This is a genomic window from Nocardiopsis sp. NPDC007018 (assembly GCF_040635075.1).
Classification (GTDB): Bacteria; Actinomycetota; Actinomycetes; order Streptosporangiales; family Streptosporangiaceae; genus Nocardiopsis.
The window spans coordinates 97,376-117,346 of sequence record NZ_JBEYHA010000017.1; the positions used below are offsets into that span (position 1 = coordinate 97,376).

General features: G+C 73.4%; 16 protein-coding genes. 6 read left to right on the plus strand and 10 right to left on the minus strand.

Annotation, left to right across the window (positions count from 1 at the left end; all coding sequences use genetic code 11):
* Window positions 1-199 precede the first annotated feature (199 nt).
* Window positions 200-3,235, plus strand: coding sequence for a penicillin-binding transpeptidase domain-containing protein (locus tag ABZ635_RS12330; RefSeq protein WP_357763075.1), 3,036 nt, complete (start codon window positions 200-202; stop codon window positions 3,233-3,235).
* A gap of 94 nt (window positions 3,236-3,329) precedes the next feature.
* Here ABZ635_RS12330 and ABZ635_RS12335 read toward each other — a convergent pair whose 3' ends face one another.
* The 6 genes from ABZ635_RS12335 to ABZ635_RS12360 all read right to left on the minus strand — a co-directional run bounded on the left by ABZ635_RS12335 (window position 3,330) and on the right by ABZ635_RS12360 (window position 8,859).
* On the minus strand, window positions 3,330-3,653 hold the full coding sequence (locus tag ABZ635_RS12335; RefSeq protein WP_357763078.1) for a DUF3040 domain-containing protein: 324 nt from the start codon (window positions 3,651-3,653) through the stop codon (window positions 3,330-3,332).
* Window positions 3,654-3,877: 224 nt separating this feature from the next.
* Complete coding sequence (locus ABZ635_RS12340; RefSeq protein WP_357763081.1) at window positions 3,878-4,990, minus strand: ABC transporter ATP-binding protein; 1,113 nt, start codon at window positions 4,988-4,990, stop codon at window positions 3,878-3,880.
* Window positions 4,987-5,796 (minus strand): ABC transporter permease, encoded by an 810-nt coding sequence (locus ABZ635_RS12345; protein WP_357763084.1) that lies wholly within the window; start codon window positions 5,794-5,796, stop codon window positions 4,987-4,989. The genes ABZ635_RS12340 and ABZ635_RS12345 overlap by 4 nt, the downstream gene beginning before the upstream one ends.
* The gene (modA, locus tag ABZ635_RS12350; protein ID WP_357763087.1) at window positions 5,793-6,632 is read right to left on the minus strand and encodes a molybdate ABC transporter substrate-binding protein; all 840 of its coding nucleotides are present in this window, start codon (window positions 6,630-6,632) and stop codon (window positions 5,793-5,795) included. The genes ABZ635_RS12345 and modA overlap by 4 nt, the downstream gene beginning before the upstream one ends.
* Window positions 6,625-7,026: a TOBE domain-containing protein gene (locus tag ABZ635_RS12355; protein WP_357763090.1), complete on the minus strand. Its 402-nt coding sequence runs from the start codon at window positions 7,024-7,026 to the stop codon at window positions 6,625-6,627. The genes modA and ABZ635_RS12355 overlap by 8 nt, the downstream gene beginning before the upstream one ends.
* Window positions 7,027-7,218: 192 nt before the next feature.
* Window positions 7,219-8,859, minus strand: a complete 1,641-nt coding sequence (locus ABZ635_RS12360) for a family 10 glycosylhydrolase (RefSeq protein WP_357763093.1) — start codon at window positions 8,857-8,859, stop codon at window positions 7,219-7,221.
* A 317-nt stretch (window positions 8,860-9,176) separates the two neighbouring features.
* Between ABZ635_RS12360 and ABZ635_RS12365 the strand changes: the two genes are divergently transcribed.
* Window positions 9,177-10,493 (plus strand): isochorismate synthase, encoded by a 1,317-nt coding sequence (locus ABZ635_RS12365; protein WP_357763097.1) that lies wholly within the window; start codon window positions 9,177-9,179, stop codon window positions 10,491-10,493.
* A gap of 120 nt (window positions 10,494-10,613) precedes the next feature.
* Window positions 10,614-11,063, plus strand: a complete 450-nt coding sequence (locus ABZ635_RS12370; RefSeq protein ID WP_357763100.1) for a GNAT family N-acetyltransferase — start codon at window positions 10,614-10,616, stop codon at window positions 11,061-11,063.
* A 117-nt stretch (window positions 11,064-11,180) separates the two neighbouring features.
* Here ABZ635_RS12370 and ABZ635_RS12375 read toward each other — a convergent pair whose 3' ends face one another.
* The 4 genes from ABZ635_RS12375 to ABZ635_RS12390 form a co-directional block, all read right to left on the minus strand.
* Entirely contained in the window at window positions 11,181-13,199 is a 2,019-nt protein-coding gene (locus ABZ635_RS12375) for a PhoX family phosphatase (protein WP_357763103.1), read from the minus strand.
* Window positions 13,200-13,560: 361 nt separating this feature from the next.
* Window positions 13,561-14,367: an ABC transporter ATP-binding protein gene (locus ABZ635_RS12380; protein WP_357763167.1), complete on the minus strand. Its 807-nt coding sequence runs from the start codon at window positions 14,365-14,367 to the stop codon at window positions 13,561-13,563.
* A 47-nt stretch (window positions 14,368-14,414) separates the two neighbouring features.
* On the minus strand, window positions 14,415-15,512 hold the full coding sequence (locus tag ABZ635_RS12385) for an iron chelate uptake ABC transporter family permease subunit (RefSeq protein ID WP_357763106.1): 1,098 nt from the start codon (window positions 15,510-15,512) through the stop codon (window positions 14,415-14,417).
* On the minus strand, window positions 15,509-16,585 hold the full coding sequence (locus tag ABZ635_RS12390) for an iron ABC transporter permease (RefSeq protein ID WP_357763109.1): 1,077 nt from the start codon (window positions 16,583-16,585) through the stop codon (window positions 15,509-15,511). The genes ABZ635_RS12385 and ABZ635_RS12390 overlap by 4 nt, the downstream gene beginning before the upstream one ends.
* A gap of 194 nt (window positions 16,586-16,779) precedes the next feature.
* On the opposite strand from ABZ635_RS12390, the gene ABZ635_RS12395 reads away from it, so the two are divergent.
* The 3 genes from ABZ635_RS12395 (at window position 16,780) to ABZ635_RS12405 (ending at window position 19,921) form a co-directional block, all read left to right on the plus strand.
* A complete protein-coding gene (locus tag ABZ635_RS12395; RefSeq protein WP_357763112.1) occupies window positions 16,780-17,811 on the plus strand; it encodes an iron-siderophore ABC transporter substrate-binding protein in 1,032 nt (343 codons plus the stop codon).
* Window positions 17,812-17,903: 92 nt separating this feature from the next.
* The gene (locus ABZ635_RS12400; RefSeq protein ID WP_357763115.1) at window positions 17,904-19,187 is read left to right on the plus strand and encodes an alanine racemase; all 1,284 of its coding nucleotides are present in this window, start codon (window positions 17,904-17,906) and stop codon (window positions 19,185-19,187) included.
* A 143-nt stretch (window positions 19,188-19,330) separates the two neighbouring features.
* Window positions 19,331-19,921 carry a GNAT family N-acetyltransferase gene (locus tag ABZ635_RS12405; protein WP_357763118.1) on the plus strand — a complete coding sequence of 197 codons (591 nt, stop codon included), beginning with the start codon at window positions 19,331-19,333 and terminating at the stop codon, window positions 19,919-19,921.
* The last annotated feature ends 50 nt before the right edge of the window (window positions 19,922-19,971 follow it).

Here is a 19,971-nt window from a genome sequence, read left to right on the forward strand (position 1 = left end):
TAACGAAGGACGGTCAGGCGTGGACGAACGGTCCCCCCGGCAGCCGGATTCCTCCGGGCCGCCCGAGGATTCCGACGGTACAGAGGCGCGTCGACCGCGCCCGGAGAACCCCTACCGCATCCCGGAACGGCCCTCGGGCGCCCGCCCCTCGGACACCGGGAACTTCGGGCTGGGACACCCGCGCCCGATGGACCCGCCGGTGGCACCGGCGCCCGAGCCCGGCACGTACTCCGAGCCCTGGGGCTCCCCCGTGCACGATGACGGGGCGCCCTCACCCGACCCGCGCGAGGAGGCGGACGCCCCCTACCGGGGCACCCACCAGGCCTCCGGCACCGGGTCCGCCACCGACGACTCCCACGAGCCGTGGGGGACTCCCGTCGCACCGCGGCCCTCCGAGCGGGACCGGGGTGTCACCGGCGACCCCGAGGGCTCTGTGGCGGGCTGGTCCGGGTCGCCCGAACCCCGGGAGCCGTGGGGCGCTCCGTCCGACGCGCGGCCCGCCGTCGAGGACCGGGGTCCGCTCGACGCTCCCGCCCCGTGGGAGACCTCCGCGCCGTCCTCCTCCAGCGAGGACTGGAACACCACCGCCCCGGCCGAACCCACCACCAACAGCTGGGGCACCCCCGAACCGTCACCCGGCTCGCGCGAGTCCTGGGACACCACGGCGGACACACCCTCCTCCCCCGCACCGTGGGACACCTCCGCACCGCCCTCCTCCAGCGAGGACTGGAACACCACCGCCCCGGCAGAGCCCGCCACCGGCGGCTGGGGCACCCCCGAACCGGCGGACGACACCTCCGGCGGGTGGAACGCGCCCTCGGGACCGCAGGCCTCCCTGTCCGGGAAAGGGGACGTCCCGTCGGGACCGCAGGAGGCTGCGCGGGCCTGGGACTCCCCGTCCGACACACCGTCCGGCGGCTGGGGCACCCCCGAACCGTCACCCGGCTCACGTGAGTCCTGGGACACCACGGCGGACACACCCTCCTCCCCCGCGCCATGGGACACCTCCGCACCGCCCTCCTCCAGCGAGGACTGGAACACCACCGCCCCGGCGGAGCCCGCCACCGGCGGCTGGGGCACCCCCGTACCGGCACCCGGTACCCGGGACGAGTGGGAGTCCCCCTCCGGCGCGCCCTCGGCTGGAGGGGGCTGGGGCACCCCCGTACCCGCACCGGGGACCCGGGAGGGCGCCGACGCCTCCGACGAGGAACCCTACGAGCCGTGGGGCACACCGGTCGCGCCCAGGCCCCGCGACACGGCCGCGCCCGTCTCCCAGGAGGGGTGGCCGCAGACCGCCCGGGGCCACGAGGCCCAGGGCGGCCCTCCGGGGTCTTGGGAGACCCCGTACGCCGGGCAGCCCGCCTACGAGGGCGACACCCCCTACCCCGGTACCGCCTCCGAGCCGCCCTCAGGGGACGAGCCCCAGCCGCAGGGCCGCGACGGCGCGGGCGAGGGCTACGAGTACCTCTACGGTGCCGCGGGCGCCCCGAGCGGCCCCGAGGGTCCGCGCGGCCCCGGAGGACCCGACGACGGCCATGACTATGACGGCTACGACGACGGCCCCCCGCCCAGGAAGTCCAGGCGGGGTCTGGTCATCGGCGTGGTCGCGGCCGTGGTGGTGCTGGCGCTGGTCGGCGCCGGAGCCGGTTGGTACGTCTACACGTTGCCGCAGCCCGAGGAGGCCACGGCCGAGTTCGAGGCGGCCTGGGAGGAACAGGACTACGGCCGTCTGGCCGCCGTCACCCGGGGCGCCGACGCCGAGGCGATCCTCGGCGGAATCGACTCGGGTCTGGGCGTGAGTGGCGTCGACGTCGAGATCGGCGCGCCCACCACGGACGGCGGTACCGGAAGTGCCCCCTACGAGGTGACGCTCTCGCTGACCAACGCCAGCGACTTCGGTTGGGAGGGCGAGCTGCCGTTGGTCCGCGAGGACGGCGCGTGGCTGGTCGAGTTCTCCCCCGAGGTCGCCTACCCCGGGCTGGCTGAGGGCCAGACCCTGACCCGCACGGCCGTGTGGGGCGAGCGCGGCCAGGTCCTGGCCGCCGACGGCACCCGCCTGGACGCCCCCGACGTGTCCGGATCGATCCAGATGATCGTGGGCGAGCTGGGTGAGGCCGACGAGGAGGACGTCGAGCGGTTGGGTCCGGCCTACAACGTGGGCGACACCATCGGCAAGACCGGTCTCCAGCGCACCTACGAGGAGCGTCTGGCCGGTGAGGCCGCCACCACGATCGTCATGGTGGACACCGCCGAGATCGAGGACGGACAGGCCCCGGAGGTGACCGAGGAGAACACCGTCGCGTCCCTGGACGGCTCCGACGGCGAGTCGATCACCACCAGCTTCGACATGGGCGTCCAGAGCGCCGCCGCGAACGCGATCATCGACGCCGACGACCCCGCCGGTCTGGTGGCGGTGCGCCCCTCCACGGGTGAGGTCCTGGCGGCGGTGAACGTCCCGGGCGGGTTCAACCGGGCCTTCGAGGGCCAGTACGCGCCGGGTTCGTCGTTCAAGATCGTCACCTACAGCGCGCTGCTGGACAACGGCCTGTCGGTCGACGCGACGATGGACTGCCCCGAGGAGTACGAGCTGGGCGGGTGGCCGTTCCGCAACGCGGGCGGTGCCGAGTACGGCCAGCAGTCGGTGACCGAGGCGTTCGCGACGTCCTGCAACACCTCCCTGGTGCACGAGATCGGTCAGGTCCTCAGCCCGGAGACGCTCCAGGCCAGCGCGGAGCAGTTCGGCATGAACGCCCCGCTGGACCTCGGCGTGAGCACGCACGAGCCCAGTTTCCCGCCCGTGGACAGCACCACGATGATGGGCGCCCAGGGCATCGGCCAGGGCCAGATCCTCACGTCGCCGCTGCACATGGCGACCGTGCCCGCCGCCGTGGCGGACGGTTCGTGGCGCGCCCCGGTGCTGGTCACCGAGCCCGCCCGGGACGACCTGCGCGACCCCACGCCCATCGCGAACGCGCAGGCCCTGCGTCCGATGATGCGGGCGGTGGTCACCGAGGGCACCGCGAAGGACGCCGGTTTCCAGGGTGAGGTGTTCGGCAAGACGGGAACCGCCGAGTACGGCACCGCCGACGACGCGGACGAGGACGGCGAGCTGCCCAGTCACGCGTGGATGGTGGGGTACAAGGGCGACGTGGCCTTCGCCCTGGTGGTCGATGGCGGTGGCGGCGGCGGTTCGGTCGCCGGTCCGCTCGCGGCCGCGTTCACCAACGCGCTCTAGCCGCGGACGCGGTCGGCCCCGTCCGGGAGTTCCGGGCGGGGCCTTGGCCGTGGTGGCGCCGCGGCCCGGTTGTCGGTGGTCGCGGCGGCCCGTTTCAGTCGGCGGGCGCGGGTATGCGGTCCGCCGTGCCGCCCTCCGGCGCCGGGTCGGCGTCCTGGGAGTTCTCGGCGGGGCGCGGTGTGTCCGGCTGCTGGGCGCTCGGCGTGAGCACGAACAGCAGGACGAGGAGACCGGCGGTGACGGCGGCGATCAGTCCGCAGGCGACCCAGGGTCTCCAGCTCGTCAGGCCGGGGTCGACGGGGGCGTCGGGATCATCGCTCCCGAAGGCCTCCAGGCGTCCGGCCAGGGCCGGAGCCTCCTCGCTGAGCTGTCGCTCTATTTCCGCGAGGATGCGTCGTTCGTGCTCTCGCAGGGACATGGAACCCTCCTCGGTCACTGAGGGAAGGACTGTCGTCGCCGGATGTTCTACAGTCTCCCCCGCGAGTAGGCCGGATATCCAAGGGTCCGTCGGATTTCCGTACCATTTTTTCACGTTTGACGTGGAATGAAGCGTTTGTTCCGTGATGTGAGAACGGTGTGTCACGGACGCCGCTGGGAGACCGGGCGGCCTCCTCCGTGGCCGCCCCCCGCCCGGCGCCGACCTCACCCCGGATAGCACTCCACCTCGGTCGCCTTCACCCCCGCCCACACCGGATCGCCCCGGGACAGCCCCAGCTCCGCCAGGGCGGCCGGAGTGATGTCCGCCGCCAGGGCCAGCGTGCCGCCCAGGTGCACGCGGACCTGGTCGCCGAAGCGCTCGATCCCCTCCACCCTCAGGCGCCACACGTTGCGCGTGCTGCCGTGGGGGTGTTCCGGGTACAACGCCACCGCGCGCGGCGGGAAGGCCACCAGAGCCGGGCCCTCGTGGGGTTCGCGGACCGACACCCGGGCGGTGTCCGCCAGAGCCGCCCGATCCCGGTTCCGCGCCCCCGCCTCCTCGGCGGGTTCCAGGCGCACCGTCCGCCCCTCGCCCACCCCTCGGAAGAGGTTGAGCCCCACCAGCCGGGCGACGTAGGAGGTGCGCGGGCGGCGTGCCACCTCCGCGGGATCGCCCCGCTGCACGACCCGGCCGTCCTCGATCACCGCGATGCGGTCGGCCAGCACCATGGCGTCGAGCGGGTCGTGGGTGACCAGCACCGTTACCCCGTCGAAGTCCTCCAGCAGGTGCCTCAGACGCGCCCGCACGTCGATCCGGGTGCTGGCGTCCAGGGCGGCCATGGGCTCGTCGAGCAGGAGCAGGCGCGGCCGGACCGCCAGAGCACGGGCCAGCGCCACCCGCTGGGCCTGCCCGCCGGAGAGCTCGCGCGGTCGGGAGCGGGCCTGGTCGGCCAGGCCCATGTGGTCGAGCAGCGCCGCCGCCCGGGCACGGGCTCGCGCTCGGCCCTCGCCCTGGCAGCGCGGCCCGAAGGCCACGTTGTCGAGGGCGCTCAGGTGCTCGAAGAGGAGGTAGTCCTGGAAGACCATGCCGATGGGCCGGTGTTCGACCGCGGTGGTGGTCTCGTCGGCGCCGTCCAGGAGCAGGCGCCCGCCGGTCAGCGGGACGAGTCCGGCCAGGGCGCGCAGGGCCGAGGACTTGCCCGCCCCATTGGGGCCCAGCAGGGCGATGATCTCCCCCGGTCGCGCGGTCAGCGCCACGTCCAGGGTGAAGTCGCCGCGAGTCAGCCGCAGCTCGGCGTCGAGCCCGCTCGCCGGGGGGTCCGGGGAGGTCCGCTTCACGACGCGTTCACCCACCTCTCGCGCAGGGTGGCCAGGACCACCAGGGACACCAGGAGCAGGACCAGGCTGAGCACGATGGCCGCCTCGGGGTCGCGCTGCATGGCCATGTACACCGCCAACGGCATGGTCTGGGTCGTGCCGGGAAAGTTCCCGGCGAAGGTGATGGTGGCGCCGAACTCGCCCAGGGCCCGCGCCCAGCAGAGCACCGCTCCGGCCCCGATGCCGGGCAGCACCATCGGGAGGGTGACGCGCGTGAAGACGGTGACGCGGTCGGCACCCAGGGTCGCGGCGGCCTCCTCGTAGCGCCGGTCGGCGCCGCGCAGGGCGCCCTCCACGCTGATGACGAGGAAGGGCATCGCCACGAACACCTGCGCCACGACCACGGCGGCGGAGGTGAAGGGAAGGGTGAGGCCGAACCAGTCGTCGAGGTAGCGGCCCACCAGCCCGTTGCGCCCCAGGACCAGCAGGAGCGCCACGCCGCCCACCACCGGGGGGATGACGAGCGGGACGGTGACCAGGGCGCGCACGAACCGGCGTCCGGGGAACTCGGTCCGGGCGAGCAGCCAGGCCAACGGGACGCCGAGGAGGAGGGACACGACGGTGGCGACGGTGGCGGTGGACAGCGACAGCCACAGGGCGGTGAGCACCGCCGGGTCGGTGACGCGCTCCCCCATGGTGGCCCAGGGCGCGCGCACGAGCAGCCCTGCGAAGGGCAGGACGAGGAAGAGCACGCCCGCCACCGCCGGGACCACCAGAATCCAGGGCGCGCGCCCGGGCCGGGGGCGGGAGGACGTCGCCGCGCTCACGGGGTCGCGAAGCCCGCGTCGCGCAGGACGGCCGCGCCGTCGTCGGAGGTGACGGCCTCGACCCAGGCGGCGGCCAGGGCGGTGTCGCGGGACGCGGACAGGACGCCGAGCGGGTAGTCGTTCACGGCCTGGTCGGCCTCGGGGAACTCCAGCCCCTCCACCCGCCCCTCGGCGGAGAGGACGTCGGTGGCGTACACGAGCCCGGCGTCGACCTCGCCGAGCTCGACCTTGGTGAGGACGGCGCGGACGTCCTCCTCGTAGGTGACCGGGGTGATCTCCAGACCGGCGGCGTCCAGAACGGCGTCGGTGGCGGCCCCGCAGGGGACCTCCTCGGCGCAGAAGGCCGCCTGCACGCCATCCCCGGCGAGATCGGCCAGGTCGACGATCCCGGCGGGGTTGTCCGGTGGCACGGCGATGCGCAGGGTGTTGGTGACGAAGACCAGACCGTCGTGTCCGTGCTCGTCGGCCCAGTCGGTGTCCAGGCCCTCGCCCTCGACCACCTGGTCCATGGTGGCGGTGTTGGCGGCGGCGAACACGTCGGCGGGCGCCCCGGAGTTGATCTGCTGGGCGAGTTCACTGCTGCCCGCGAAGTTGAAGGTGACCTCGACGCCGGGATGGCGCGCCTCGAAGTCCTCGGCGATCTCGGTGAAGGCGTCGGTGAGGGAGGCGGCGGCGAACACGGTGAGCTCCCCGGACAGGGTGCCGCCCGAGGGCCCGGAGGGGTCGCCGGGGCCGGTGTCCTCGGTGGCGCAGGCGGCCAGCGCGACCAGGCCGAGCAGGGCGACGGCCCCGGCGACCGGTCGTCGGGGGGCGCTGCGAGGGGTGGTCTCACGCATGGTGGTCTCCGGTGGTCTCGACGATGACGTTGGTGGACTTCACCACGGCCGTGGCCGTGCTGCCGACCTCCAGGCCGAGCTCGTCGGCGGCCTCGCGACTCATCAGGGAGACCACCCGGTGCGGTCCGGCCTGGATCTCGACGCTGGCCATGACCTCGTCCCGGATCACGTGCGTGACCAGGCCGCGGAAGCGGTTGCGCGCGGAGGAGACGCGGCGGCCGGGGTCGTCGTCGGCCCCGGCGCGCATGAACGCGGCGAGTTCGGCCCCGTCCAGGTGGCGGCGGCCGGAGGGGGCGCGGGTGGCGGCCAGGCGACCGGAGTCGACCCAGCGGCGGACGGTGTCGGCGCTGACGCCGAGCAGGTCGGCCGCCTCGCTGATCTGGATGGTCGGCATAGGACGAACCTACTCCTCGCACCTACGAGGTTTCTAGGGTGAAAGAGCTGGCACATCCGCACTTTTCCGGCTGGTTCCCGGCGGATGTGCCAGGAAGCCCCGATGGTTGCCGCGCGGGATGGGGTGCGCGGAGGGCCGGACAGCACCACGGGCCCGCCCCCGTGTGGGGGCGGGCCCGTGGGTCCTTCGAGGTCAGCCGCGCGGGTCGGCGATCTCGCTGACCGGCCCCTCGGCCCGGTAGTCGTCCAGGGCGGTGACCACGTACCCGGCGCCGTCGTCCAGCGGGGCGGTGTCGGTGAGGGTCGGCTCACCGGTCATGCCCACCAGGCTCTCCGGGGAGAGCGCGGCGCAGTACGCCCCGTCGTCACCGGCCTCCAGGGCCTGGGCGGCCTCTGCGGACAGGCGGTAGACCGCGTAGAAGCGCGCGTCCTCGATGGCCTGCCACTCCACCTCGACCCCGCCGTCCGCCTCGCGGGCGGAGACGCCGGTGGGAGCGCCGACCTCGGTCCGCGCGCCCTCGGGAGCGTCGATCACCGGGGGCAGAGCGGGCTGGCCGTAGTGGGCCTCCTTGAGGTGGTCCACGGCCTCCGGGTTGTCGCGCATGCTCTTGATCGAGAAGTAGACGTCACCGGCGACCTGGTCGATCTCGCCCGAGTAGTCGAGCTGGGTGCTGAGCGCGTCCTCGTCCTTCCAGCCGCTCTCGCCGAGCCGGTAGGCGCCCTGACCCACGTACAGGTCCACGTCGGTGCCCTCGACCTCGTCGGCCCACCAGTCGGTCATGGCCTCGTAGTCGGCGGTGGAGAAGCCGCGCTCCCAGTACAGCTGGGGCGCGACGTAGTCCACGGTCCCCTCCTGAATCCAGGTGCGGGTGTCCGCGTACTGGGCGTCGTAGGACTGGAGCCCGGAGCTGGGCGAGCCGCTCGGGTCCGTGGAGTCGTTGCGCCAGATACCGAACGGGGAGACGCCAAAGCTCACCCACGGCTTGGTCTCCTGGATCTGGCCGTGCACGTCGCGCATGAGCTGGTTGACGTTGTCGCGCCGCCAGTCGCCGCGGTCGTCGAAGTCGCCCCCGTACTCCTCCCAGGTGGCGTCGTCGTCGAAGGTCGCGCCCTCCTGCGGGTACGGGTAGAAGAAGTCGTCGAAGTGCATCCCGTCGACGTCGTAGCGTTCGACGACGTCCATGATGACGGAGGTGACCCACTCCCGGACCTCGGGGTTGCCCGGGTCCACGTAGGCCTCCTTGCCGAAGTCCACCAGCCAGTCGGGGTTCTGCTTGACGGGGTGGTCGTCGGTGAGGTTCTCGACGTCGGGGTCCTGGAGGCCGACGCGGTACGGGTTGAACCAGGCGTGCAGCTCCAGGCCGCGCTTGTGCGCCTCCTCCACGGCGTACTCCAGCGGGTCGTACCCGGGGTCGCCGCCCTGCTCGCCGGTGAGGTAGCGCGCCCACGGTTCGAGGTCGGAGTCGTACACGGCGTCGGCGGTGGGCCGGGCGTGCAGGAACACGGCGTTGAGGCCCATGTCGACGGACTCGTCGAGCCACTCGTCGAGTTCGGCCTTCTGCTCGTCGGCGGACAGGCCCGGCTCGGAGGGCCAGTCGATGTTGCGGACAGTGGTGAGCCAGGCCCCGCGCATCTGGCGCTTGTCGCCGTCGTCCCCGCACTGGGCGGGGGCTGCGATGCCCTCACCACCGGGGACCGCGGCCTCGGCCCCGGTCTGGGCCGGGTCCTCCTTCGCGGAGCACCCGGCCAGCAGCACCGCCGCGGCGGCCGCGGCCGCCGTCCACCGTGCTCCGGCTCGGGGCGAGGTCAGGGCCCGTGCGTTCCAACGCTTCAACAAAAGTCCCTCCGGGAGGTCCGCGCGCCTGCCGTCCCCCTGGCGGCACGCCGCGACCCAGAGTAGAGCAAGATGTCAATTTTCGGACACGATTCGGGCAAGTTGTGGATAACGTCGCACAACGCGCCCAACGGGAATCTTTTGCCTGGTCAACGAAGCGTCGCCCCAGGCGCCCTTCCCGGCAGGCCACACCCCCTTCCGGACACGATCCCCGCCGGGTCCCTGGGGGCGGACCCGCGGGAGCCCTGCTCCGAGACGCCCCGACGTGGGCCGGCCCAGGACACAACGTCCCAGGCCAGGTCCTAGAATCGGGTCCCGTGAACGCCGTGCCCCACCCCCAGAAGCCGAGCCGCCCGATCCCCGACGCCAGGAAGCTGTACGTCCGAACCGTCGCCCTGCGTGACCGTGCGGGCAGCGGCCTGGTGGGACGTCTGCCCGCCGGGGTCCCACTGGCCTGGCTGACCGGGGACGACGGCATCGTGGGCTGGGGCGAGGCCGCCCGGTTGGAGTGCGCACCGCTTCCGGCGGGCACCGAGCCCACCGACACCACCCGCTTCGACGACGCCGCGCGCTGGTTCGACTCCCTGCTGGAGAACGCCGAGGTCCTGGACGAGGTCGGCCTGCCCGGCACCGGTCTGGTCACCTTCGGCACCTTCACGTTCGCCCCCACCTCCTCAGGTTCGGCACTGATCGTGCCGCGTGTGGTCGTGGGGCGCCGTGCGGGCCGTACCTGGCTGACCACCGTCTCCGACGCCCCCGGAACCCACCCCGGGGAACTGCTGCGCCCCCGTTCGGCCCCGCGCCCGGTGGGCCCCGTGCGGTGGCGGCCCGGGTCGCTGACCCGCGAGGAGTGGATGGACGCGGTCGCCGGGACGGTCGATCGCATCCGCGCCGGCGGGCTGGAGAAGGCCGTGCTGGCCCGCGACTCCTTCGCCGACGCCGACGCCCCCATCGACGTGCGGGTGCTCCTGGAGAGGCTGCGCGCACGCTTCCCCGCCTGCTTCACGTTCTCCGTGAACGGCATGGTGGGCGCCACCCCCGAACTCCTGCTGCGCCGCGAGGGCGACCAGCTCACCTCGCTGGTCCTGGCCGGGACCCGCCCCCGGGGCGAGGACGCCGAGGCCGACCAGCGCCTGGGCCAGGAGATGCTGTCCTCCGCCAAGGACATCGAGGAACACGGGCTGGCGGTGGACTCGCTGCGCGTGGCCCTGGAACCGCTCTCCGAGGAGCTGGCGGTGCCCGCCTGGCCGCACCTGCTCAAGCTCGCCAACGTGCAGCACCTGGCCACCCGGGCCCACGCCCGGCTCTCCGCCGGGGTGTCGGCCCTGGACGCGGTGGCCGCCCTGCACCCCACGGCCGCCGTGGGCGGCACCCCCACGGCGACGGCGATGCGGCTCATCGCCGAGGTGGAGGGCATGGACCGGGGCGGGTACGCAGGTCCGGTGGGCTGGCTGGACGGCGCTGGGAACTCCGAGTGGGGCATCGCCCTGCGCTGCGCCCACGTGGACGGCGCCCACGCGCGGCTGTACGCGGGAGGCGGGATCGTGGCCGGTTCCGATCCCGCCTCCGAGGTCGCCGAGGCCGAGTCGAAGTTCCGTGTGATGCGCGAGGCCCTCACCGACCCCGAGGGCTGAGGGTCCGGGAGCCCCCGGCCCGGTCCGCGGTCGGTCCGCTCCCCCGCCCGAACGGCGGGGTCACGGGGCCGGAACCCGTCGTTCACACTCTCGGAACACGCGGGCGTGATACTGCCGACCGTGAACGTTGAAACGGTCCCCTGGGACCACCCCGAGGCAGCCGCCCTGCGTGCGGGCCAGCGGCGGGAGATCGCCGCCCGCTACGGCACCCCCGACTCCGAGCCCGGCACCCCGCCCTCCGCCTCCGACATCGCCGTGTTCGCGGTGGTGCGCGACGGGGGCGGCGCCGCCGTGGGCTGCGGGGGCCTGCGCGACCTGGGCCGGGGTGCCGGCGAGGTCAAACGGATGTTCGTGCTCCCGGACCACCGCGGTTCCGGGGCGGCCCCCGCCCTGCTGCGGGCCCTGGAGGACTGGGCCCGCGTACGGGGCTGGGAACGCCTGCTGCTGGAGACGGGCGACCGCCAGCCGGAGGCGGTGCGCTTCTACACACGCGAGGGGTACAGCCCCGTCGCCCCGTTCGGCGCCTACGCGGACGCGCCCGGCTCCCTGTGCTTCGAGCGGGCCCTGTAGGGGGTCCGGCACACGCGGAACCGGCCCCGGTTCCTCCCCCACGACAGAGGGAACCGGGGCCGGTGGTCCGCTCCGGGCCGACGCGGTCGGCCCGGTCAGGCCCCCAGGGGGCGCGGGTCAGCTGCCGATGTCGCGGCCGCCCTTGTGCCAGGCGCACACCACGGACGGGCGGGGGAAGTCCCCGTCCGGCCAGACGCTGGTCGGCTGCTCGGCGGTCCCGTTCTCACCCGGGTGCTGAGGGGCGAGGAAGACGGTCTTCTGGTCGTCGGTGATGAGCGGACCGCAGGTCTCGGCCTCGATCGGAACGGTGGCGAAGGTGCGCAGCTCGCCCCGGAAGCGCCCCTCGACCGGGACCACGTGCAGGGCGTCGTTGATGCCCAGGCTGCCGGGCTGGCCGTCGGTGGAGATCCACAGGTTGCCCTGCTTGTCGAACGCCACATTGTCGGGCGCCGAGATCGGCATGACCTTGGACTTGTCGTACCCGGCGAAGTAGGTGGACTCGTCCTCGGGGTCGCCGCAGACGATCGGGACCACCCAGGTGAACGTGGTGGCGGCCGAGTCGGCCCCGTCCTCGATGATCTCCAGGATGTGCCCGTACTTGTTGGGGCCGCGCGGGTTGGGCTCGTCGGCCTGGCCGGGCTCGCGGGCACTGTTGTTGGTCAGCGCGCAGTAGACCTTCCCGGTCACCGGGCTCGGTTCGAAGTCCTCGGGGCGGTCCATCCTGGTGGGGCCGACCCGGTCGGCGGCCAGACGGGTGTGGACGAGCACCTCGGCCACGGAGAAGCCCTCGACGAAGCTCTCGGTGTCGCTGCACAGGGGAATCCACTCCCCCGTGCCGTCGAACTCGCCGTCCGAGGGCAGCGCGCCCGTGCCGTCGATCTCCTCCCGGGGGCTGTTGCCCTCCAGGCGGGCCACGTACAGCGTGCCGGTGTCCAGCAGTGTCATGTTGTGCTTGCGGGAGCCCTCGACGTACTTCTTCGCGCTGACGAACTTGTAGATGTAGTCGAAGCGCTCGTCGTCGCCCATGTACGCGGCGACACGGCCGTCCTCGGTGAGGTTGACGTTGGCGCCCTCGTGCTTGAAGCGGCCGAGCATGGTGCGCTTGGCCGGGGTGGAGTCGGGGTCGTGCGGGTCGATCTCCACGATGTAGCCGAAGCGGTGCGCCTCGTTGGGGTGCCTGGCCAGGTCGAAGCGCTCATCGACGCGGTCCCAGCGGCGGCCGTCGTAGCCCGTGGAGAAGCCGTAACGGGCGTAGGACTCGGTCGCGGGGGCTCCCACGAAGTACTGGTTGAAGTTCTCCTCACCGCTGAGGATGGTGCCCCAGGGGGTGGTGCCGCCCGCACAGTTGTTGAGCATGCCCAGGACCCGGGTGCCCTCGGGGTCGGCCCCGGTGCGCAGGAGTTCGTGCCCGGCGGCGGGACCGGTGAGCCGGAACTCCGTGCCAAGGTGGACGCGCCGGTTGAAGGGGCGCTCGCCCTCGGAGAGCACCCACTGGCCGGTGCCGTCCACCCGCTCCAGTTCCACCACGGAGCCGCCGTGGGCGGCCATCGCGACGCGAATCCACTCCAGGTCGGCGTCGGCGCCGCCGGAGTACCCGCGAAACATCAGCTCCTCGTTGGTGTACTCGTGGTTCACCCAGAGCAGGCCGCTGTCGTCGTCGAGCGGGAGGAAGCCGACGTAGTCGCAGTTGTAGCCGAACTGTCCCGCCTGCGCCTCGGCGGTCTGGTTGTCGAAGTCGAAGGCGGGCGCGTCGGGGAGCACGGGGTCGCCCCAGCGGACGATCACGTGGTGGTCGTAGCCCTCGGGAACGGTGACCGCGTCGAGGTTGTTGGGCCGCACGCTCTTGAAGGTGGGCCGGGGCGAGGGGTGCGGGCGGTGGGGGCCGCGGTCCGCGGCGGCGGGGCTCAGGGCCGCCAGGCCCAGGGCGCCGGCGCCCGCGCCGACCGCCGCGCCCCTGAGGGCGGCGCGCCGGGAGAGCACGCCCTGGAAGACGTCACCGAAGTACGGGTTGTCACTCCTGTTGGGAGCGGGGTGGAAGCAGGCGTTGCCGCACCGGTACTCGCAGGTCTTGGGGGAACGTCCTCCTCCGACTCCGAGCAGGGGCAGGAGGCGGCGGCGGGGCGCGGATGGGGTCACACGTTCTCCTCGGGGATCGTGACCGCTGACGTGGTCCCGGCCGAGCCGCTGGGCTCGGGCGCCGGGGCACGACGCGATCGTGCAGGAGGTCCTGCCTGGTCGCTCACGACCTTGGCCGAGCTTTCACACGCCGTGGTGAAAGCCGGGTGAACGCGTCGCCAACTCCCCAGGCACGCCCGGGGGCATCACCGTGCAAAGTCGTACGAACACGCTCCGTCGGACCTTTGTCGCGATCCTCGCTCACCGGGCCGATCACGTCCAGATGCCTCGCCCGACATCGTGGACCGCTTTCCACGATGTGGGCCCCCTGCGTCACGGGAGCCCCGGGGGCAACGCGTTCGCCCCTGTGCCGCGTCGTGGTTCAGTGCCCTGTGCGCCCCACCGGTACCACCAGCGGCCCTCCGGAGACCGGGTCCTCGGTGACGACGGCCTCCAGGTCGAAGGCCCTCCTCAGGAGTTCGGGGGTGAGCACCTCCGAGGGCGGTCCGATGGCCACCACCCGCCCGTCGCGCATGGTGACCAGGGTGTCGGCGTAGCGGGCGGCCAGGTTGAGGTCGTGGAGCACCATGACGATGGTCCGTCCGCCCTGCCGGTGCAGGTCGCGCACGAGGTCGAGGACGTCGACCTGGTGGACCAGGTCCAGGAACGTGGTGGGCTCGTCCAACAGGAGCAGGTCCGTGCCCTGGGCCAGGACCATGGAGATCCAGGCCCGCTGGCGCTGGCCCCCGGACAGTTCCTGGAGCGGGGTGTCCGCGAACTCCAGCAGACCGGTGCGCTCCAGGGCGGCGGAGACGGCCTGGTGGTCGTCGCCGGACCACTGCCGGTACCACCGCTGTGACGGGTGGCGCCCGCGCGCGACCAGGTCGGCGACGGTGAGGCCGTCGGGGGCGACGGGCTGCTGCGGAAGGACGCCGAGCACCTGGGCGACCTCGCGGGTGGGTACCCGGTGGATGTCGCGTCCGTCGAGTTCCACCACCCCCGCCCTCGGGCGCATGAGACGGCCCAGGGCGCGCAGCATCGTGGACTTGCCGCAGCCGTTGGGACCGATCACACAGGTGACGGTCCCTTCGACGATGTCGACGTCCAGGCCGTCGACGATGGCGCGCTCGTCGTAGGCCAGGGTGAGGCCGCGCGCGCTCAACCGGGTCCGGTGCGCCTGGGGGCCCACGGCGGGGGCGACACCCGGAAGGGGCCTGGGATGGGTCTGTTCGGTCGTCACGCCTGGACCTTTCGATTGCCGTGGACGAGCAGGTACACGAGGTAGAGGGCGCCCAGGCAGCCGGTGACGATGCCCACCGGGAGCTGGACGGTTCCGAAGAGGTTGCGGGCGACGAGGTCGGCACCGGCCACCAGAGCCGCGCCGACCAGCGCCGAGAGCAGCACCGGCGGCCGGGCGGCGCGCCCCAGCCGAAGGGCGATCTGGGGGGCCGCCAGCGACACGAACAGGATGGGTCCGGCCGCGGAGGTCCCGAAGGCGGCGAGGAGCACGGCCAGCACGAGCATGCCGGTGCGGGCCGTCTCCACCCGCACGCCCAGGCCGCGTGTGACGTCGTCGCCGAAGGACAGGGCGTCCAGGGTGCGTGCTCCGACCAGGGCCAGCGGCAACAGCACGGCCAGGGCGACCGCCACGGGCAGGGCGTGCGCCCAGGTGCGCATCGAGAGGCTGCCCGCGATCCACACCATGGCCCGGCCGCTGTCGTTGACCTCGCCGAGGGTGAGCATCCAGAGGGTGAGGTTCATCAGGACGGTGGACACTCCCACGCCCACCAGGAGCAGTCGGAAACCGTCGATCCCGTTCCGCCAGGCCAGGGCGTAGCAGAGCACGCCGGCTGCCAGCCCGCCCACGAGGGCGAGGGCGGGGACGCCGACCTGGGCGAGCGGGCCGCTGACGATCCCGTAGCTGCCGCCGAAGGCCATCACCGCCACCACCCCCGCACTGGCCCCGTGGGTGACGCCGAGCAGGTCGGGGCTGGCCAGCGGGTTGCGCATGATCGCCTGCGTGATCGCTCCGGCCGCGGCGAGCGCGGCCCCGGCCAGGAGCCCCACCACGACGCGGGGCATCCGCACCCGCCAGATGGTGAAGTGGTCGTCGTAGGTGGTGCCGACGATGTTGGCCCACACCTGGCCGGGGGCCACGAACACGTCTCCGGCCGACAGGTTCAGGCCGGTCAGGACGACGATCGCCAGCGCGGCGAGCGCGCCCGTGGCGAGCAGGCGGGGGCGGAGCCGGATGGCGACCGGTCCGAGGATGACCGCGCGGGCCCGGCGCGCCAGGGGGTCGCGCGGGGGTGGGGGTTCGAGGGTGGCGGTCACAGCGCGAACAACCTCCTGCGGCGGACGACGTGGATGAAGAAGGGGGCGCCGACCAGGGCGAGGACCACCCCGACCTGGAGTTCGCCCGGCGGTGCGAGGAACCGGCCGAGGATGTCGGCGGTCAGGAGCAGGACGGCGCCCATCAGGGCCGAGTAGGGGATGAGCCAGCGGTAGTCGGAGCCGACCACGCCCCGGGCCAGGTGGGGGACGATCAGGCCGACGAAGGCGATGGGGCCGCAGGCGGCGACGCTGATGCCGGTCAGGAGGGTGACCGCCGTCAGGCCGACGAGGCGGGCCCGGCGGACCCGGAAGCCGAGGGCGCGGGCGGTGTCCTCGCCCAGGGCCAGGGCGTTGAGGGCTCGGGCGTTGGCCAGGGCGAGCACGGCGCCGAGCGCGACGACGGGGAGCATCTGGGGGATGATCGAGGGGTCGCGGCCGGAGAGCGATCCGACCCGCCAGAAGCGGAAGTTCTCCATGGTGGACTGGTCGAGCAGGACCAGTCCCGAGGCCAGGGAGTAGGCCATCCAGCTGACGGCGGTCCCGGCGAGCGCCAGGGTGAGCGGGGTGGGTCCGCGTCCGGGGACGGAGGCCACCGCGTAGACCAGGACCACGGCCGCCCCGGCTCCCGCGAAGGCGAACAGGGCCTGGGTGCGCAGGTCGGTGACGCCGAGGAAGTACAGGCCCGCGACCACGGCGAGGGCGGCTCCGAAGGTGACTCCGAGGATGCTGGGGTCGCCCAGGGGGTTGCGGGTGTGGCCCTGCATGAGGGCTCCGCCCAGGCCCAGGCTGATCCCGGCCAGGAGGCCGAGCACGGTGCGGGGCAGGCGGATCTCTTGGACGATGGTGTCGGCCTCGGGCCCGGCACCGGTGGTCAGGGCCTGCCAGACCGTGACCGGGTCCAGGGTGCGGGCCCCGACGAGCACACTGGCGGCCAGGGCGAGGGCGAGCAGCAGTGTGAGCAGCGCCAGCCCGGCGAGGCGGCGCGATCTCCGGTCCGCCACGGCGGAGCGCGCCGGTTCCCGGGAACGCGGGGCCCCCGCCGCCCCGGTGACGGGACCTGTGGTCTGGCTCACCCGATCTCCCCTCACAGGAAAAGGCCAGGCAGACCTAAGTTAGGTTTGCCTAGCCACACTTGGATGATCTAAGTTTGCCACGGTTCACACCAGAGCGTCACCCCCGTCCGACCGCGGGTCACGTTCCGAACGCCCGCCGGGGCACCCCCGACGGTGCGGCGCCGGGACCGGCCCCACCCCACCGGAGCCCCACCATGGATCATCTCCTCCTCACCCGCCGCTCGGGCCTGGCCGCCCTCGCGGCCGTCTCCTCACTGGCCCTGCTCACCGCCTGCGGCGCGGCCGGACCCGGCACGGACTCCGCTGGAGACGGCGCGGGCACCGGCGGCGAGGAGGCCGAGGGCTTCCCCCTCACCGTCGAGCACGCCCTGGGCAGCACCGAGGTCCCCGCCGCCCCCGAGCGGGTGCTGCCGCTGGACTTCACCTACGTGGACGCCACCCTGGCCCTGGGCGGGAACGTGGTGGGCTACACGCAGATCGCGGAGAACCAGGACGCGCTTCCCGACTACCTGTTGGAGAGCGGCTGGAACACGGGCAGCGCCGACGACGCGGCGTCGGTCGGGCTGCTGTGGGAGGTCAGCCCGGAGCTGGTGGCCCAGACCCGACCGGACCTGATCCTGTCCGCCGAGGTCCGCCACGGTGACGGCTACGACCAGTTCACGGAGGTCGCGCCCACCGTGATGTCGAAGGACACCGGAGTCTCCTGGAAGGACAACCTGCGCCTGACCGGCCAGGCCCTGGGCCAGGCCGAGGAGGCCGATCGCCTGGTCACGGAGTTCGAGGATCGCGCGGCCGCCATCGGCGAGGAGATCACCGAGGCGCACGACGGCCGGGCCCCCACGGTGTCGGTGGTGCGCTTCGCCGGTGACGCCGAAGGGGTGCGGCTGTACACCCGGCACTCCTACGTGGGCGTGATCCTGGACGACCTGGGCCTGCCCGCCGGTGAGCACACCGCGACCGACACCGAGGAGATCGCGACCTACCACAGCCCCGAGCGCCTGCTCGACCTGGACGCCGACCGCATCCTGGTGGCCACCTACGACGACGGCGCGGGCGAGGTGGACGACGCCAAGGACGACTACGTCACCAACCCCCTCTGGGACCAGCTGGAGGGCGAGAAGACCGACGTCGACGACGCGTACTGGATGTCGGGCGTGGGCCTGATCTCCGCGCACGCGGTGCTCGACGACGTCGCCGAGGTCTTCGGCGTGGACCCCCGGCGCTGAGTCCCCTGGGGGCCCGGCTCGCCGGGCCCCTCCCCCGCCCGGAACCGCGCACGCCCGACGCCCGGACCCCGACACGACGAGAGGGCACCCCCGTGGAACCTCCCCGCTCCTTCGAACACACCCCCGCACTGCCCGCCGACACCCTGCCCGAGGCGGTCCGCCGCTCCGCCCTCGACCTGGCCCGCTCCCCCGGTTCCGGGTACGTCTACGACCCGGCGCTGGCCGCCGACCGGGCCCGCACCCTGCGGGCCGCCCTGCCCGACTGGGCCCGCGTGTACTTCGCGGTCAAGTCCAACGGGTTCGCGCCGGTGCTCTCGCACCTGGCCGAGGCGGTGGACGGGTTCGAGGCGGCGTCGCTGAGCGAGGCCCGCACGGCCCTGGCGGCCCTGGGCGAGCGCGACCTCCCTCGGGGGCCGGGCGGGCGGATCGCGGTGAGCGGCCCGGGAAAGTCTCCGGAGATGCTGTCGGGTCTGGCACGGCTGCGCGCCGAGCGGGGCGCGGACGTGGTGGTGAACGTGGAGAGCGAACTGGAGCTGCGCCGGGCCGCCTCCGCGGCCCGGGAGGCGGGGGTGGTGCTGCCGGTGACGCTGCGGGTCAACCCCGAACGCGTCCCGGTGAGCGGCGCGCTGGTGATGGGCGGCGCGCCGAGCCCCTTCGGGCTGCCCGAGCCCCGGGTGCCGGAGGCGGTGGCGGCGGCGCTCGCCCTGCCCGACCTGGACCTGGTGGGGTTCCACGTGCACGCGGTGAGCGGGAACACCGACGCACCAGCGCACGCGGAGTACGTGCGCTGGTGCCTGGAGTGGGCGGCGCGGACCGCCGAGCGCCACGGAGTGCACCTGCGCGTGGTGGACGTCGGGGGAGGCTTGGGGGTGCCCTTCGAGGAGGGCGACCCCGAGTTCGACCTCACGGCCCTGGGCGGTGCGCTGGCGGCCCTGCCGGACCCGGGGGTCGAGGTGGTGTTCGAGCCCGGGCGGTGGATCGCCGCGCCCGCGGGCTGGTACGCGGCGCGGGTGACCGACGTGAAGTCGGCCTACGGCGAGCACTTCGCCGTGGTGCGCGGCGGCATCAACCAGTTCCAGCTGCCCACGTCCTGGGAGATCAGGCACAACTTCGCGGTGGTGGAGGGCGCCGACTGGTCCGGAGACCTTCCCAGGCCCGGGGTGCGGGACGTCTCGGTGACCGTCTCGGGCGAGCTGTGCACACCCGAGGACGTGCTGGCCAGGGACGTACGGGTGGGGTCGCTGCGCGCCGACGACGTCCTGGTCTTCCCCAACGCGGGCGCCTACGGCCACGAGTTCGCGATGCCCGCGTTCCTGGCGCATCCGGGGGCCCCGAGGAGGACGGTCGACTCCCGCCGGACCCGCGCCCAAACGTGAACTTGAGCACTCCACGGGAGCATTGACTTGATTAGGTTAGCCTGCCCTAATTAGACCCGGCTCGCATCACGCGGTCGTGGCACGGCGGGTCTCCCCCTCCCTCGCGCCACCGCCCCGAGGACACCGACGAAAGAGCGCCCCCAATGCCCGTGACACCCGCTCCCACGGCTGGACCGGCCCCCGACGCCCGGTGGCACCTGGAGAACCTCCGGGGCCCGGACGTCCTGGCCGATCCCCGGCCCTGGGCCGAGGCCTACCAGACGGTCTACGCCGACTCCCTGCACCTGCCCGACCACCGGGAGCCCGCCTTCGGCGAACGCCTGGCGTTCAGCGCCTCCCGACCCGGCTTCCGCCTCACGGCCTGCCACGTCGACGACGAGCTGGCCGGATTCGCCTACGGGTACACGCTGCCCACCACCACCGGCTGGTGGAACGGGTTCGAGCCCCGGACCGGAGTCGACGCGCGGGAGACCGCCCGGGAGCACCCCAGCCGCACCCTCGCCCTGTGCGAGGTCCTGGTCCACGACCGGTTCCGCGGCCACGGCGTGGCGCGCCGAGTCCTGACCCTGCTGTTGGGGGGCCGCCGCGAGGAGCGCGCCGCCGCGCTGGTCGCCGAGGGCAACACCCGCGCCCTGGACCTCTTCCTCACCAACGGCTGGCAGCACGTGGGAGAGGTCGCTCCGCACCCGGGCTGGCGCAGGCACCACGGCCTGGTCCTCCCGCTGCGTCCCTGACCGGAACGGTCGCCCCCGCCCGCCGCGCGTTCCGCACCCGGACCCACAGG